General features: G+C 68.1%; 13 protein-coding genes and 3 tRNA genes. 12 read left to right on the top strand and 4 right to left on the bottom strand.

Annotated elements, in window-relative coordinates; translation table 11 throughout:
• Positions 1-51 precede the first annotated feature (51 nt).
• Positions 52-2,028 (bottom strand): GspD family T2SS secretin variant XcpQ, encoded by a 1,977-nt coding sequence (xcpQ, locus tag B7D75_RS09525; RefSeq protein WP_043103284.1) that lies wholly within the window; start codon positions 2,026-2,028, stop codon positions 52-54.
• Positions 2,029-2,032: 4 nt separating this feature from the next.
• Positions 2,033-2,740 carry a type II secretion system protein N gene (gene xcpP, locus B7D75_RS09530; RefSeq protein ID WP_107113942.1) on the bottom strand — a complete coding sequence of 236 codons (708 nt, stop codon included), beginning with the start codon at positions 2,738-2,740 and terminating at the stop codon, positions 2,033-2,035.
• Positions 2,741-2,968: 228 nt separating this feature from the next.
• On the opposite strand from xcpP, the gene xcpR reads away from it, so the two are divergent.
• The 12 genes from xcpR to B7D75_RS09590 all read left to right on the top strand — a co-directional run bounded on the left by xcpR (position 2,969) and on the right by B7D75_RS09590 (position 10,930).
• A complete protein-coding gene (gene xcpR, locus B7D75_RS09535; RefSeq protein ID WP_079383413.1) occupies positions 2,969-4,477 on the top strand; it encodes a GspE family T2SS ATPase variant XcpR in 1,509 nt (502 codons plus the stop codon).
• A complete protein-coding gene (gene xcpS / locus B7D75_RS09540) occupies positions 4,477-5,694 on the top strand; it encodes a GspF family T2SS innner membrane protein variant XcpS (RefSeq protein WP_012075069.1) in 1,218 nt (405 codons plus the stop codon). Before xcpR ends, xcpS begins: the two co-directional genes overlap by 1 nt.
• 4 nt (positions 5,695-5,698) lie before the next feature.
• Complete coding sequence (xcpT, locus tag B7D75_RS09545) at positions 5,699-6,145, top strand: GspG family T2SS major pseudopilin variant XcpT (RefSeq protein WP_003119751.1); 447 nt, start codon at positions 5,699-5,701, stop codon at positions 6,143-6,145.
• 6 nt (positions 6,146-6,151) lie between these two features.
• On the top strand, positions 6,152-6,670 hold the full coding sequence (gene xcpU, locus B7D75_RS09550) for a GspH family T2SS minor pseudopilin variant XcpU (RefSeq protein WP_012075070.1): 519 nt from the start codon (positions 6,152-6,154) through the stop codon (positions 6,668-6,670).
• Complete coding sequence (gene xcpV, locus B7D75_RS09555) at positions 6,667-7,056, top strand: GspI family T2SS minor pseudopilin variant XcpV (protein WP_003154139.1); 390 nt, start codon at positions 6,667-6,669, stop codon at positions 7,054-7,056. Before xcpU ends, xcpV begins: the two co-directional genes overlap by 4 nt.
• Positions 7,053-7,766: a GspJ family T2SS minor pseudopilin variant XcpW gene (gene xcpW / locus B7D75_RS09560; protein WP_107113943.1), complete on the top strand. Its 714-nt coding sequence runs from the start codon at positions 7,053-7,055 to the stop codon at positions 7,764-7,766. Before xcpV ends, xcpW begins: the two co-directional genes overlap by 4 nt.
• Complete coding sequence (gene xcpX / locus B7D75_RS09565) at positions 7,763-8,764, top strand: GspK family T2SS minor pseudopilin variant XcpX (protein ID WP_107113944.1); 1,002 nt, start codon at positions 7,763-7,765, stop codon at positions 8,762-8,764. The genes xcpW and xcpX overlap by 4 nt, the downstream gene beginning before the upstream one ends.
• Positions 8,761-9,909, top strand: a complete 1,149-nt coding sequence (gene xcpY, locus B7D75_RS09570) for a GspL family type II secretion system protein XcpY (RefSeq protein ID WP_107113945.1) — start codon at positions 8,761-8,763, stop codon at positions 9,907-9,909. Before xcpX ends, xcpY begins: the two co-directional genes overlap by 4 nt.
• 1 nt (position 9,910) lies before the next feature.
• Positions 9,911-10,435, top strand: a complete 525-nt coding sequence (gene xcpZ / locus B7D75_RS09575; protein WP_033977045.1) for a GspM family type II secretion system protein XcpZ — start codon at positions 9,911-9,913, stop codon at positions 10,433-10,435.
• Positions 10,436-10,570: 135 nt separating this feature from the next.
• Positions 10,571-10,646 (top strand) — tRNA-Val (locus B7D75_RS09580).
• A gap of 16 nt (positions 10,647-10,662) precedes the next feature.
• Positions 10,663-10,739, top strand: a tRNA-Asp gene (locus B7D75_RS09585).
• Positions 10,740-10,853: 114 nt separating this feature from the next.
• Positions 10,854-10,930: transfer RNA gene (locus tag B7D75_RS09590), tRNA-Asp, on the top strand.
• A gap of 281 nt (positions 10,931-11,211) precedes the next feature.
• On the opposite strand, the gene B7D75_RS09595 is transcribed toward B7D75_RS09590, so the two are convergent.
• Together B7D75_RS09595 and B7D75_RS09600 are read right to left on the bottom strand one after the other, a co-directional pair.
• Complete coding sequence (locus B7D75_RS09595; RefSeq protein WP_034028133.1) at positions 11,212-12,249, bottom strand: AraC family transcriptional regulator; 1,038 nt, start codon at positions 12,247-12,249, stop codon at positions 11,212-11,214.
• On the bottom strand, positions 12,246-13,364 hold the full coding sequence (locus B7D75_RS09600; RefSeq protein ID WP_012075076.1) for a carbon-nitrogen hydrolase family protein: 1,119 nt from the start codon (positions 13,362-13,364) through the stop codon (positions 12,246-12,248). The genes B7D75_RS09595 and B7D75_RS09600 overlap by 4 nt, the downstream gene beginning before the upstream one ends.
• Positions 13,365-13,518 lie beyond the last annotated feature (154 nt).

Here is a 13,518-nt window from a genome sequence, read left to right on the forward strand (position 1 = left end):
CGTAACGGGCAGCGCCTTTTTCGTTCTCGCTCCGGCGTTCCGGAGTGGGCATCACTCCGATTTCAGGTCGCGAAGATCCACGGTCTGCCCATCGAACAATTGCCCGGCGCTGCTCGGCAGGATGCTCGGACGGCCTTCGGGACCCCGGCGTCCGTCGAGCACGCGGATGTCGCTGTACTTTTTCCCGGAAATCGCCGCCAGGCCCGCTCCGTCGAGGACCACGGTGGGGCGCAGGAAGACCATCAGGTTGCGCTTGGTGTGAGTGTCCTTGGTCGAGCGGAACAACCTGCCCAGCCAGGGGATGTCGCCAAGCAGCGGGACCTTGGATTCGGCCTGCACCACGTCGTCCTGGATCAGGCCGCCGAGCACGATGACCTGGCCGTTCTCGGCGAGGATGGTGCTCTTGATCGAGCGCTTGTTGGTGATGATATCGGTGTCGCTGACCTGTTGCACATTCGGCGCGATGGAGGAAATTTCCTGCTCGATTTCCAAACGCAGCGCGGCGCCATCGTTGATATGCGGGGTGACCTTGAGGTTGACGCCGATGTCCTTGCGCTCGACGGTGGTGAACGGGTTGCTGGAGCCTTCGCTGTTGGTGGTGTAGGAGCCGGTATTGAAAGGGACGTTCTGGCCGACCAGGATTTCCGCCTTCTGGTTGTCCAGGGTCAGCAGGCTCGGGGTCGACAACAGGTTGCTCTTGCTGTTGGCCGACAGCGCGGTGACCAGCGCGCCGAAGCTGCTGCTGCCGATGCCGACGACGGCGCCGTCGGGGAGCGGGTTGGGAATCTTGTCATCCTTGAGCGCCTGCAGCAGGGTGCCGATGGACAGTCCGGTATTGCCGAAGCTGGTCCTGGTTCCACCCATGCCACCCTTGTTGATCGCCCACTGCACGCCGACGGCGTCCTGGATGTCGCCGGAGATCTCGACGATGGCCGCTTCCACCAGCACCTGGGCGCGCGGCACGTCGAGCTGGCGGACGATGTCCTCGAGGGCGTTGACGGTGTCCGGGTCGGCCAGCAGGACCAGGGCGTTGGTGCTTTCGTCGGCGCGGATCAGGATATTGCTCGGACGGCCGCCACCGCTCTGCTCGCCGCCCTGGCCGCCGTTGTTCTTCATGCCTTCGGAAATCTGCCCGAGGGTTTCCGCCAGGGTCTTGGCATCGTTGTGGCGCAGGCGGATCACCCGGGTATTGGCCGAGCGCGCGGTCGGCGTATCCAGCGACTGCGCCAGTTGCACCAGCTTGGCGCGCGCCTGCGGCGGGCCGAGGATGATCAGGCGGTTGGTGCGCGCGTCGGCGATCACCTGAGCGCCGGCCGCGCCCTTGGCCTGGCCGCGGCTCATGGCGCTGTTGAGTACCTCGGCGGCGTCCATCACCCAGCCGTGGCGCAGGTTGATCACGCTGTAGTCGTGGCTGCCCTTCTGGTCGAGCTGGCGGATCACGTCCTCGATCCGCGCGATGTTGGCGCTGCGGTCGCTGATGATCAGCGCGTTGGCCGAGGGTACCGCGGCGAGGTGCCCATACTGCGGGACCAGCGGGCGGATCAGCGGAATCAGTTCCGACACCGGGCTCTGCTGGACCTGGATCACCCGGGTCTCCAGGCGGTCCGGTGCGCTCTGGCCACCGCCGGCCTCGGTCTTGGCTTCGGCGTTGGGCACGATGCGCGCCTGGTCACCCTGGGCCACCACGGTGAAGCCGTGGGTGCTCATCACCGAGAGGAACAGCTGGTAGACCTCGCTCAGCGACAGCTGGGCCTTGGACACCACGCTGACCTGGCCCTTGACCCGCGGGTCGACGACGAAGGTCTCGCCGGTGATCTCGGAAATCTGGTCGATGAATTCGCGGATGTCGGCATCCTTGAGGTTGATCGTCCAGTGTGCCTCCTGCTGGTTGCCGGCGGGGGCGACGGCGTTCCTGCCGCTGTCTTCGGCGTGCGCGGCCTGGATGCCGAGGGCCAGGCTGAGAAGGACGGCAGGGACGTACGAACGACTGGAGGGGGCAAGCAGGGCGCGGAACAAAGGCTGGGACATCGGGTCAGTCGCTTTCCGTAGGCGTGGTCGTGGGCTCGCTCGAGTCTTCTTCGGCGGGTTCTGCGATGGGTGTCGCTTCCATCTGCTGGCGCAAGGCGTCCAGGCGCTCGCGCAATGCTGCAGCGTTCTCATCCTGCAGGCTTTGCAGTTGTTCGATCGAGTCGTTCTCGCTTGTAATGGTGTCCGCGTTGGCCAGCAGCCCTCCGGAGCGGTGCGGGAAGGGCAGGCTTTCCAGGCGCCCGCCGCGCTGCAGTTCGACGCGGTCGCGGTAGACCGCGTGCAGCTTCACGCCGTCGCTGATCTCGCCGCCGATCGCATAGCGGTGTGGCTTGTCGCCCTGGCGCTGGATGATCGCGCTGGACTGCTTGGGGTCGCTCTGGACGAAGCTGCCCTTGAGCACCAGGTCGAGGTTGGTGGCCGGTGGCGGGGCGTTGGGGTCCTGGGCGCTGGTACCGAAGAGCCGGGCCAGGCGGGCCGGATCGCTGTGGATCGCTTCGTGGCTGACCGGCGAGGCGGCGACCGCGACCGGGCTGCGCTGCAGGCGCAGCCAGCCGGCGGCCTGCCAGGCGAGACTGATGCTCATGGCGATGATCAGGGCAACAGCCAGAAGGGCCGGGGCGTACCGCTGCAGCCAGCGGGAAGAGGCGCCGGAGAAAGGCAATACATCACTCCTGGTCTTTATCGTTATGTCTGAAGATCGCCGAGGGATCATAGCAGTTCGTTGCCAGTAGGCTACCTACTTCTATCAATAGGTGTAACAGGTGTGACTGGCAGGGCCAGGCGCGCTTGTGCTTAAGATAACGGCTCGCCAGGATACTCCTGCAAGAGGGACTCGGGACCGGCCGCACAAAATGACTAACAACTAACAATACTGACGGTAACCATTCAGTGGTCATATACGACCAAGATACTTCTGTTAGGTTACCGCTATAAGGCATCCATGATGACAGCCCCGTTACCCGACATCGCCGCGCCGGGCACGCCGCCCCGGCGCCTGCCGTTCAGCTTCGCCAAGCGCCAGGGCCTGCTGTTCCTGTGCCTGGAGGAACAGTACTGGCTGGCCTGCCGGCCGCAGGTGGAGCCGGCGGCGATCGCCGAGGCGCAGCGCTTCGCCGGTCGCCGCCTGCCGCTCAAGGCGCTCGGCGAGGAGGCTTTCAACCAGGCCCTGGCCGCGTCCTACCAGCACGATTCCTCCGCGGCCATGCAGCTCGCCGAAGACCTCGGCGGGAGTCTCGATCTCGCCGCCCTGGCCGACCAGGTCCCGGAAACCGAGGACCTGATGGAGCAGGAGGACGATGCGCCGATCATCCGCCTGATCAACGCGATCCTCGGCGAGGCGATCCGCGAGAACGCCTCCGACATCCACCTGGAGACCTTCGAGAAGCGCCTGGTGGTGCGCTTTCGCGTCGACGGGGTACTGCGCGAGGTGCTCGAACCCAAGCGCGAGCTGGCGGCGTTGCTGGTATCGCGGATCAAGGTCATGGCCCGCCTGGACATCGCCGAGAAGCGCATCCCTCAGGACGGCCGTATTTCCCTGCGGGTCGGCGGGCGCGAGGTGGACATCCGTGTCTCGACCCTGCCCTCGGCCAACGGCGAGCGTGTGGTGCTGCGCCTGCTCGACAAGCAGGCCGGGCGCCTGAACCTGCAGCACCTGGGCATGAGCGAGCGCGACCGCAAGCTGATGGACGAGACTGTGCGCAAGCCGCACGGCATCCTGCTGGTCACCGGCCCCACCGGTTCGGGCAAGACCACCACGCTCTATGCCAGCCTGACCACCCTCAACGACCGCACCCGCAACATCCTCACCGTCGAGGATCCGATCGAATACCACCTGGAGGGCATCGGCCAGACCCAGGTCAACGCCAAGGTCGACATGACTTTCGCCCGCGGTCTGCGCGCGATCCTCCGGCAGGACCCGGATGTGGTGATGGTCGGCGAGATCCGCGACCGCGAGACCGCCGAGATCGCCGTGCAGGCCTCGCTGACCGGGCACCTGGTGCTCTCGACCCTGCACACCAACAGCGCCATCGGCGCGATCACCCGCCTGGTGGACATGGGCATCGAACCGTTCCTGCTGTCCTCCTCGATGCTCGGCGTGCTGGCCCAGCGCCTGGTACGGGTGCTCTGCCCGGCGTGCAAGGAGCCCTACCTGGCGGACGAGGCCGAGTGCGCGCTGCTCGGCGTCGACCCCGCCGCGCCGCCGACCCTGCATCGCGCCCGCGGCTGCGGCGAATGCCACCAGCACGGTTACCGCGGGCGTACCGGGATCTATGAGCTGGTGGTGTTCGACGACCACATGCGCTCGCTGATCCACAACGAATCCTCCGAGCAGGAAATGACCCGGCATGCCCGCACCAGCGGACCGAGCATCCGCGACGACGGCCGGCGCAAGGTGCTGGAAGGCGTCACCACGGTCGAGGAAGTCCTGCGCGTGACCCGGGAAGAATAATGGCCGCTTTCGAATACCTCGCCCTCGACCCCGGCGGTCGCCAGCAGAAGGGCGTGCTGGAGGCGGACAGCGCGCGCCAGGTCCGCCAGCTGCTGCGCGAACGCCAACTGGCACCGCTCGAGGTGAAACCCACGCGTACCCGCGAGCAGGGCGGGCAGGGCGGACGCCTGAGCTTCGCCCGCGGGCTGTCGGCGCGCGACCTGGCGCTGGTGACCCGGCAACTGGCGACCCTGGTCCAGGCCGCGCTGCCGATCGAGGAAGCGTTGCGCGCCGCCGCCGCGCAATCCACCTCGCAGCGCATCCAGTCGATGCTCCTCGCGGTGCGCGCCAAGGTCCTCGAGGGGCATAGCCTGGCCGGCAGCCTGCGCGAGTTCCCCTCGGCCTTCCCCGAACTGTATCGCGCCACGGTGGCTGCCGGCGAGCACGCCGGGCACCTCGGCCCGGTGCTGGAGCAGCTCGCCGACTACACCGAGCAACGCCAGCAGTCGCGGCAGAAGATCCAGCTGGCGCTGCTCTATCCGGTGATCCTGATGGTCGCCTCACTGGCCATCGTCGGCTTCCTGCTGGGCTACGTGGTGCCCGACGTGGTCCGCGTGTTCATCGACAGCGGACAGACCCTGCCGCTGCTGACCCGCGTGCTGATCGGCGTCAGCGACTGGGTCAAGGCCTGGGGCGCGCTGGCCTTCGTCGCGGCGATCGGCGGGGTGATCGGCTTCCGCTATGCGCTGCGCAAGGACGCCTTTCGCGAGCGCTGGCATGGCTTCCTGTTGCGCGTGCCGCTGGTCGGACGGCTGGTGCGCTCCACCGACACCGCGCGCTTCGCCTCGACCCTGGCGATCCTCACCCGCAGCGGCGTGCCGCTGGTGGAGGCGCTGGCGATCGCCGCCGAGGTGATCGCCAACCGGATCATCCGCAACGAGGTGGTCAAGGCGGCGCAGAAAGTCCGCGAGGGCGCCAGTCTCACCCGCTCGCTGGAGGCCACCGGGCAGTTCCCGCCGATGATGCTGCACATGATCGCCAGCGGCGAGCGTTCCGGCGAGCTGGACCAGATGCTGGCGCGCACCGCGCGCAACCAGGAGAACGACCTGGCCGCGCAGATCGGCCTGATGGTCGGCCTGTTCGAGCCGTTCATGCTGATATTCATGGGCGCGGTGGTGCTGGTCATCGTCCTTGCCATTCTTCTTCCGATCCTTTCTCTCAACCAACTCGTGGGGTAATCGCGTGAATCAGAGCCGCCCATTGCAGCGTCGCCAACAGTCGGGCTTCACCCTGATCGAAATCATGGTCGTGGTGGTGATCCTCGGCATCCTCGCCGCCCTGGTGGTGCCACAGGTGATGAGCCGTCCGGACCAGGCCAAGGTCACCGTGGCCAAGGGCGACATCAAGGCGATCGCCGCCGCGCTGGACATGTACAAGCTGGACAACTTCGCCTACCCGAGCACCCAGCAGGGCCTCGAGGCGCTGGTGAAGAAGCCCACCGGCAACCCGCAGCCGAAGAACTGGAACAAGGACGGCTACCTGAAGAAGCTGCCGGTCGATCCGTGGGGCAATCCCTACCAGTACCTGGCGCCGGGCACCAAGGGCCCGTTCGACCTGTATTCGCTGGGTGCCGACGGCAAGGAAGGCGGCAGCGACAACGACGCCGACATCGGCAACTGGGACAACTGAGCGGACATGCGCGAATCGCGCGGCTTCACCCTCATCGAGCTGATGGTGGTGATGGTCATCATCAGCGTGCTGATCGGCCTGGCGGTGCTCAGCACCGGCTTCGCCAGCACCTCGCGGGAGCTGGACAGCGAGGCCGAGCGGCTCGCCGGGCTGATCGGCGTGCTGACCGACGAGGCCGTGCTGGACAACCGCGAATACGGCCTGCGCCTGGAGCGCGACGCCTACCAGGTGCTGCGCTATGACGAAGCGAAGGCGCGCTGGCTGCCGGTGGCGCGCGACAGCCATCGCCTGCCGGAATGGGCCGAGCTGACCTTCGAGCTGGACGGCCAGCCGCTGGTGCTGGCCGGCGGCAAGGGCGAGAAGGAACAGAAGAAAGGCACCGACCAGCCGCAATTGCTGATCCTCTCCAGCGGCGAACTCAGCCCGTTCCGCCTGCGTCTGGCCGAGCGCGGACCCGAAGGCCGCGCGCTGTCGCTGAGCAGCGACGGTTTCCGCTTGCCGCGGGTCGAGGTGGCGCGGCGATGAGGCGTGTGCGTGGATTCACCCTGCTGGAAGTGCTGGTGGCCCTGGCGATCTTCGCCATGGTCGCGGCCAGCGTGCTCAGCGCCAGCGCGCGCAGCCTGCAGAACGCTTCGCGACTGGAGGACAAGACCCTGGCGATGTGGATCGCCGACAACCGCCTCAACGAGTTGCAGCTGGAACAGACGCCACCGTCCAGCGGACGCAACCAGGGCGAACTGGAGTTCGCCGGACGCCGCTGGGAGTGGCGTACCCAGATCGACAGTACGTCCGAGCAGGAGATGCGGCGGGTGATCGTCTGGGTCGCGGCGAAGCCGCTCGGCCGCGAGCGCGGCAACCTCGAGGAGCGCGCCGCGGCGCGTCTGGTGGGCTTCCTCGGGAGCCAGCCATGAGTTCACAGCGGGGTTTCACCCTGCTCGAGCTGCTGATCGCCATCGCCATCTTCGCCCTGCTGGCCCTGGCCACCTACCGCATGTTCGACAGCGTGATGCAGACCGACCAGGCGACCCGTGTGCAGGAACAGCGCATGCGCGAGCTGGTGCGGGCGATGGGCGTGCTGGAGCGCGACCTGACCCAGGCGCTCGAACGTCCGGTACGTGACGAGCTGGGCGACAACCGCGGCGCCTTCCTCAGCGAGGGCGAGGACGACCAGGTCATCGAGTTCACCCGTGGTGGCTGGCGCAATCCGCTCGGCCAGGCGCGCTCGCGCCTGCAACGGGTGCGCTGGTCGCTGTCCGGGGAGGTCCTCGAACGCCGCTACTGGCTGGTGCTGGACCGCGCCCAGGACAGCAGGCCGCGGGTACAGCAGGTGCTTGACGGGGTCACCGCGCTGAGCTGGCGCTTCCTCGACAAGGAGCACAACTGGCAGAGCCACTGGCCGACCGACGAGGGTAGCGAGGAGGAGCGCCTGGAGAGCCTGCCGCTGGCGGTGGAGATGACCCTGGAGCACCGCCACTACGGCAAGCTGGTGCGCCTCTGGCGCCTGCTCGACCCGCCGCTCAAGCAGGACCAGCCGCAGGGCCAGACGGACGGAGAGAATGGCGAGAACGGCGAGGGCGGGGTGCCGCGGCCGCCGGAAGGCATGCCGGGGGCGCCGGAATGAGGCGCGGGCAGAAGGGGGTCGCGCTGATCACGGTGCTGCTGGTGGTGGCGGTGGTGACCATCGTCTGCGCCGGGCTGATCATCCGCCAGCAACTGGCGATCCGCAGCAGCGCCAACCAGTTGCACGTGCGCCAGGCCTGGCACTACGCGCTGGGTGGCGAACGCCTGGCGGAAGCGGTGCTGCGCCGCGACCTGCGCCAGGGCGGCGAGAACACCCGCGAATCGGTGGATCATCTGGGCGAGGCCTGGGCGCGGCCGATGGCGCCGTTCAAGCTGGACGATGGCGGCGAGCTGCGGGTGCGGATCGAGGATCCCAGCGGGCGCTTCAACCTCAACGGGCTGGTGCGCAAGCGCAAGGTCAAGCCGGATTCGGTGAAGCAGTTCCGTCGCCTGCTGGAAACCCTGGGCATGAAGGAAGACGTCGTCAAGGGCCTGCCGGACCGGCTGGCCGACTGGCTGGACGCCGACCAGAACCCGCAGGGCGAGCAGGGCGCCGAGGACAACCAGTACCTGCTGGAGGCGCCGGCCTACCGCGCCGCCAACCGCAGCCTCAAGGACGTGTCCGAGCTGCGTCTGCTGAAACTGTCGGAGGCCGACTACCGCCGCCTGCTGCCGTTCGTCAGCGCGCTGCCCGAAGACGCGCCGCTGAACGTGAACACCGCCAGCGTGCCGGTCATCGCCGCGTTGTTCGGCATCGACCCGGGCCAGGCCGAGAACATCGTGGCGGCTCGCGGGCGGGAAGGTTTCCGGGAAAAGACCGAGTTCACCAAGCATCTGAACCAACTGGGATCGAAAACGGATAACGTCAACTTCGCCGTCGGCACCCGCTACTTCCAGGTGATCAGCGAGGTCGCCCTGGGCGACCGCCGGCAGGTGCTGGTGAGTACCCTGCAGCGTGGCAAGAACGGCAAGATACGAGTGATGGCCCGCGACATGGGACAGGGCGGAACGCCCATTCCGTCGACGGGCGGCGACGATTGGAAGAAGGACGAGCGATGAGTGGAGTGAGTGCGCTGTTCCTGCCACCCGCCAGTACGGCGGGGGCCGATGGGGAACTGCCGGTATGGTGGGTGCAGGACGGCGAGTGCCGGCGCGCGCCGTTCGCACAGGCGCTGGCGGAGATCCGCGTGCCCTGGCGGCTGTACCTGCCGGTGGAGGCGGTGTCCGCCTGCGCGGTGAACCTGCCGACGCAGAAGGCGCGCTGGCTGCGCCAGTCGCTGCCGTTCGCGGTGGAGGAGCAACTGGCCGACGATGTCGAGCAGATGCACCTGGCCCTCGGCCCGGCGCTGGCCGACGGTCGCCACCGGGTGTTCGCCGTGCAGCGCGCCTGGCTCGCCGCCTGGCTGGCGCTGGCCGAGGGCGCGGGCAAGGCGCCGGCTGCGCTGCATGTGGATGCCGACTGCCTGCCGGGCGAGGGTACCTGCCTGTTCTGGCTGGAGGAGCGCTGGCTGCTCGGTGGCAGCGGAGCCGTGCGGCTGTCCTGCGGCAACGAGGATTGGGCGGTGTTGCGCGACAGTTGTCCGCCGCCGCAGCGGGCCTTCGCCGCGGAAGCCGTGGCGGCGCCGGAGGGGCTGGAAGTCCAGGCGCTGGCGGGCAATCCGCATGTCTGGCTGAGCGAGCAGCCTCCGGGCACCGACCTGGCCCAGGCCGAGTTCACCGCGCGCCAGCAGAGCAGCCAGTGGCGCCGCTGGCGTCCGGCGCTGGGACTGATCGGGCTGTGGCTGGTGCTGCAGTGGGGCTTCACCCTGGTCCAGGCCTGGCAATTGCAGCGCGAGGGCGACCGCTACGCGGCGCAGAGCGCGGAGCTCTACCGCCAGCTGTTCCCGGAGGACCGCAAACTGATCAACCTGCGCGCGCAGTTCGACCAGCACCTGGCCGACAGTGCCAGCAGCGGCGGCGAGGGCCAGTTGCTCGGCCTTCTCGGCCAGGCCGCGACAGTGATCGGCGATGAATCGACGGTCAGCGTCGAGCAACTGGACTTCAGCGCCGCGCGCGGCGACGTGGCGCTGCAGGTGCGCGCGCCCGGCTTCGACGTGCTGGAACGGCTGCGCTCGCGGCTCAGCGAGTCGGGGCTGGCGGTGCAACTGGGTTCGGCCAGCCGCGATGGCTCGACGGTCAGCGCGCGCCTGGTGATAGGAGGTTGAGATGAAGGTCATGACGCAATTCCACGAACGCCTCAAGGCCCAGGCCGAAACCTCGCAACTGGCGATCCGCTGGCGCGCGCTGCCGGCGCGCGACCGCCTGGCGCTGGCCTGGCTCGGCGCATTCTTCCTGCTGGTGATTCTCTACCTGGCGCTCTGGCGTCCGGCGGAGCGCCACCTGCAGTCGGCGCGCCAGTACTTCACCGAGCAGCGCGCGCTGCACGCCTACATCCAGCAGCAGGCGCCCAACGTGCGCCAGGCCGATGCCGCCGCGCCGCAGGCGCAGGTCGACCCGGCGGCGCTGCAGGGCATGGTCACCGCCTCGGCGGCGCAGGCCGGGCTGAGCGTCGAGCGGCTCGATAACGAAGGCGAGGGCGCCGTTCAGGTGGCCCTGCAGCCGGCGCCCTTCGCCAAGCTGTTGCCCTGGCTGGAGCAGTTGAACGGACAGGGCGTGCAGGTGGCGGAAGCCGGGCTGGACCGCCAGGTCGATGGGCGGGTCTCGGCGCGCCTGAGCCTGCGGGTCGAATGAGCGACCCGTCGCCGGAACGGCAAGGCCCGGGCGGCGGGCGTGGCATGGGCGTTCGCTGAAATTTCAAAAAAAATTCAATCAGGGCATTGACTTAGGTTTTCCCGTCGGTAGAATGCGCCCCACTTCGAGAGTGAAGGGTGATTAGCTCAGCTGGGAGAGCATCTGCCTTACAAGCAGAGGGTCGGCGGTTCGATCCCGTCATCACCCACCAATCTCGCAGGTTACGCGCAGCGGTAGTTCAGTCGGTTAGAATACCGGCCTGTCACGCCGGGGGTCGCGGGTTCGAGTCCCGTCCGCTGCGCCATTCACTTCCCCTCCCGAGTTCATCGCCCCGAACTCGCCGTCTTCCGGTAGAAGGCGGGCAGCCTGGCTGCAACGAGAGGAAGACGCTTTACCGGGCATCTTGCCCAGCCGACGCGCAGCGGTAGTTCAGTCGGTTAGAATACCGGCCTGTCACGCCGGGGGTCGCGGGTTCGAGTCCCGTCCGCTGCGCCATACATCTTCACCACGCCAAGGCGGGGTGAGCCACGAAAGAAGCGGCCATTGGCCGCTTCTTTCGTTTCTGTCGTCCCGAATGCCTGCCATCCTCGCCTGCCGGGTCGCTTTGCGCCGCCGATCCGCGCGGGGTAATCCCGCTGTCATCTTTCTCGTCTACAGCTGAAAGGCACAGACCAACGAGGTGATCCGCGATGGACGACTACCAGGAAGAGCTGCTGGAACGGCATGCCGCCGAATACGACCTGCCGGAGCCGGCGGACGACGCCACCGAGATGTGATCAGGCGTTCTGCCGCTGGGCGCGGCGGAACTCGCCGGGAGTCTGCCCGCTCCAGCGCTTGAAGGCGCGCTGGAAGGCTTCCGCCGAGGCGAAGCCGAGCAGGTAGGCGATCTCGCCGAAGGCCAGGTCGGTCTCGCGGATGTAGACCATCGCCAGGTCGCGGCGGGTCTCGTTGAGGATGCTGCGGTACTGCGTGCCTTCCTCGGCCAGCTTGCGCCGCAGGGTCCAGGTCGGCAGCTTGAGGCGCGTGGCGACTTCCTCCAGGTCCGGCTCGCGGCCGTTGAGCAGTGGCCCCAGCAGGCGACTGACGCGCTCGCGCCAACTGCGGGTGCGGGTCAGTTGTTCCAGTTCGCGATTGCAGATCTCCAGCATCTGGTTCCAGGTGCTCGGGCAGTGCTCTGCATTGCCCAGGGCCAGGCTGGCCTGGCTCAGGTGCAACTGGTTGGTCGGCGCGCCGAACGCCACCGGGCAGCCGAAGAACGCCTCGTAGCGGTCGGCCCAGGCCGGCGCCGGATACTCGATTTCCACCCGTTCGGGTTTCAGCGGCTGCCCGGCCAGGGCGCCGAGATGGCTGATCCAGCCGGCCAGTACCGAATCGACGACGAAGCGGTTGTAGGCGTTGTAGGGGCTGATCGAATAGAAGCGCAACCAGGCGCCGCCGGCGTCTTCCACCAGGCTCGACTGACCGCGGTAGTTCTGCGCGTAGAGCGGTTCCAGGTGGATCATCGCCCGCGCCGCGGCGCGCAGGTTCGGCGCCTGGGCCACGCTGACCCCGGCCAGGCCCATCTGTCCGAGACGGCTCAGGCGGCCCATCTGCAGCCCCAGGGCGGGGTCGCCGCTGAGCTGGATGGCGGCGTGGCCCAGGCGCATGTAGCGGGGAATCGACAGGCGCGCGCCGGGTTCGGCCAGGCGCCGCTGGTCGAGGCCGTACTGCTCGAGCAGCGCTGCGGGATCGACGCCGGCGGCGAGCAGGGCATCGGCCAGGGCCTGGACGAAGCCGACCGAGAGGTCGCCGAGGCGCACCCGCGGCGTGCTCATAGCCAGAGATTGACCAGTTGCGCGCCTCCTCCGGGGTTGGCCTGGCGCATGCCCTGGGGCGAGCCGAGCAGGCTCTGGCCGTCCTCGACGGCGTTCCACAGGCGACTGTGGGCGAAGGCCACGGCGGCGCCACGGGCGCCGCTGGCGAGCAGGCGTTCGCCGACCGCCAGGCGTTGCCAGGCTTCGGCGTTGCTCAGGCTGTTCGGCGCCAGGCGCACGTCGCCGGGCACCAGTTCGGCGTCGAAGCCGGGCCAGGGTTGCTGCCAGCGGCCGCTCTGGTTCAGGGCGGCGGGAATCGCCAGCAGTTCGACCTGGCGTTCGACCAGGGTGGCGTAGGTATCCGGGTACCAGCTGTCGGTGCCGATCAGGACGCCCAGGCGACCGGCCGGGGTATCCAGCACCTGCAGGCGTTCGCCGCGGCCATTGTTGAGGAAGCTCAGCTCGTGGCGGGTCGGGAACACCTTGCGTTGCGGCTGGCCGAGGGGGAGGCCGTCGGGGCCGAAGGTCAGGCTGACATTGTACAGCTGGCCGGTGCCGGTGCGCAGCTCGCCATCCTCGACCTCGGGGTCGGGCAGCACGATGGAGCCGGCCACCACGGTCACCTTGAACTCGTGGGCGAGTCCGCCGAACAGGGTCTGGTAGTCATGGGCCATGTCCACCGCCTTCATCCGGAACAGGGTGTCGGTGAGACGTTCGTCGCCGCGCGCGGTGATCCAGCCGCGCGCCACCTTCAACGGGTTGCTGGCGGCCATCCAGTCCATCGCCGTGCGCCAGTCGGCGGCGGCATAGACCTCGGGTTTCTCGCCGCTGGCCACCAGCCAGGTGCCGACGTGCTCGGGAAACACCACCACCGTGCGCGCGTTGAGCAGGCCCTGGCGGCGGGCGTTTTCCAGGTAGGCGTGGAACTTCAGCTGCAATCGCTCGGCGCTCTGATAGTCCGGGGTGAGCAGCTCCGGTTGCACCGCCAGCAGGTTGCCGCGCTCGCCGGGCTGGCCCTGGACCACGCTGACCTGGCTGCGCAGGTCGGACAGGTAGTGGCCCACCGGGCGGTGTTCGGCCCAGCCGGCGTAGGCGGCGAAGAGGGTGATCAGGATCAGGAAGATCAGCTTGCGCATGCGGGTCTCCAAGGCAGCCCACAGGGTAGGGGAGTGGCGTCGGCTTGCCAAGCGTCCCTGTGCATTCCGATCAGTAACTTGTCACTTAGGATCATTGAGCGCGTCCCTGGCGCTCCTTAGAGTCGTCGCCATACCGACCGCCGCCCGTATCGCG

Origin of the sequence: Pseudomonas paraeruginosa (genome assembly GCF_003025345.2) — a bacterium.
GTDB lineage: Bacteria > Pseudomonadota > Gammaproteobacteria > Pseudomonadales > Pseudomonadaceae > Pseudomonas > Pseudomonas paraeruginosa.

Bases quoted from the DNA above. Each gene is read 5' to 3' on its own strand.
- xcpY (WP_107113945.1), top strand. From the start codon at position 8,761: ATGAGTGGAGTGAGTGCGCTGTTCCTGCCACCCGCCAGTACGGCGGGG.
- xcpV (WP_003154139.1), top strand. From the start codon at position 6,667: ATGAGGCGTGTGCGTGGATTCACCCTGCTGGAAGTGCTGGTGGCCCTG.
- xcpR (WP_079383413.1), top strand. From the start codon at position 2,969: ATGATGACAGCCCCGTTACCCGACATCGCCGCGCCGGGCACGCCGCCC.
- xcpX (WP_107113944.1), top strand. From the start codon at position 7,763: ATGAGGCGCGGGCAGAAGGGGGTCGCGCTGATCACGGTGCTGCTGGTG.
- xcpP (WP_107113942.1), bottom strand. From the start codon at position 2,740: ATGATCCCTCGGCGATCTTCAGACATAACGATAAAGACCAGGAGTGAT.
- B7D75_RS09600 (WP_012075076.1), bottom strand. From the start codon at position 13,364: ATGCGCAAGCTGATCTTCCTGATCCTGATCACCCTCTTCGCCGCCTAC.
- xcpZ (WP_033977045.1), top strand. From the start codon at position 9,911: ATGAAGGTCATGACGCAATTCCACGAACGCCTCAAGGCCCAGGCCGAA.
- xcpU (WP_012075070.1), top strand. From the start codon at position 6,152: ATGCGCGAATCGCGCGGCTTCACCCTCATCGAGCTGATGGTGGTGATG.
- B7D75_RS09595 (WP_034028133.1), bottom strand. From the start codon at position 12,249: ATGAGCACGCCGCGGGTGCGCCTCGGCGACCTCTCGGTCGGCTTCGTC.
- xcpS (WP_012075069.1), top strand. From the start codon at position 4,477: ATGGCCGCTTTCGAATACCTCGCCCTCGACCCCGGCGGTCGCCAGCAG.
- xcpW (WP_107113943.1), top strand. From the start codon at position 7,053: ATGAGTTCACAGCGGGGTTTCACCCTGCTCGAGCTGCTGATCGCCATC.
- xcpQ (WP_043103284.1), bottom strand. From the start codon at position 2,028: ATGTCCCAGCCTTTGTTCCGCGCCCTGCTTGCCCCCTCCAGTCGTTCG.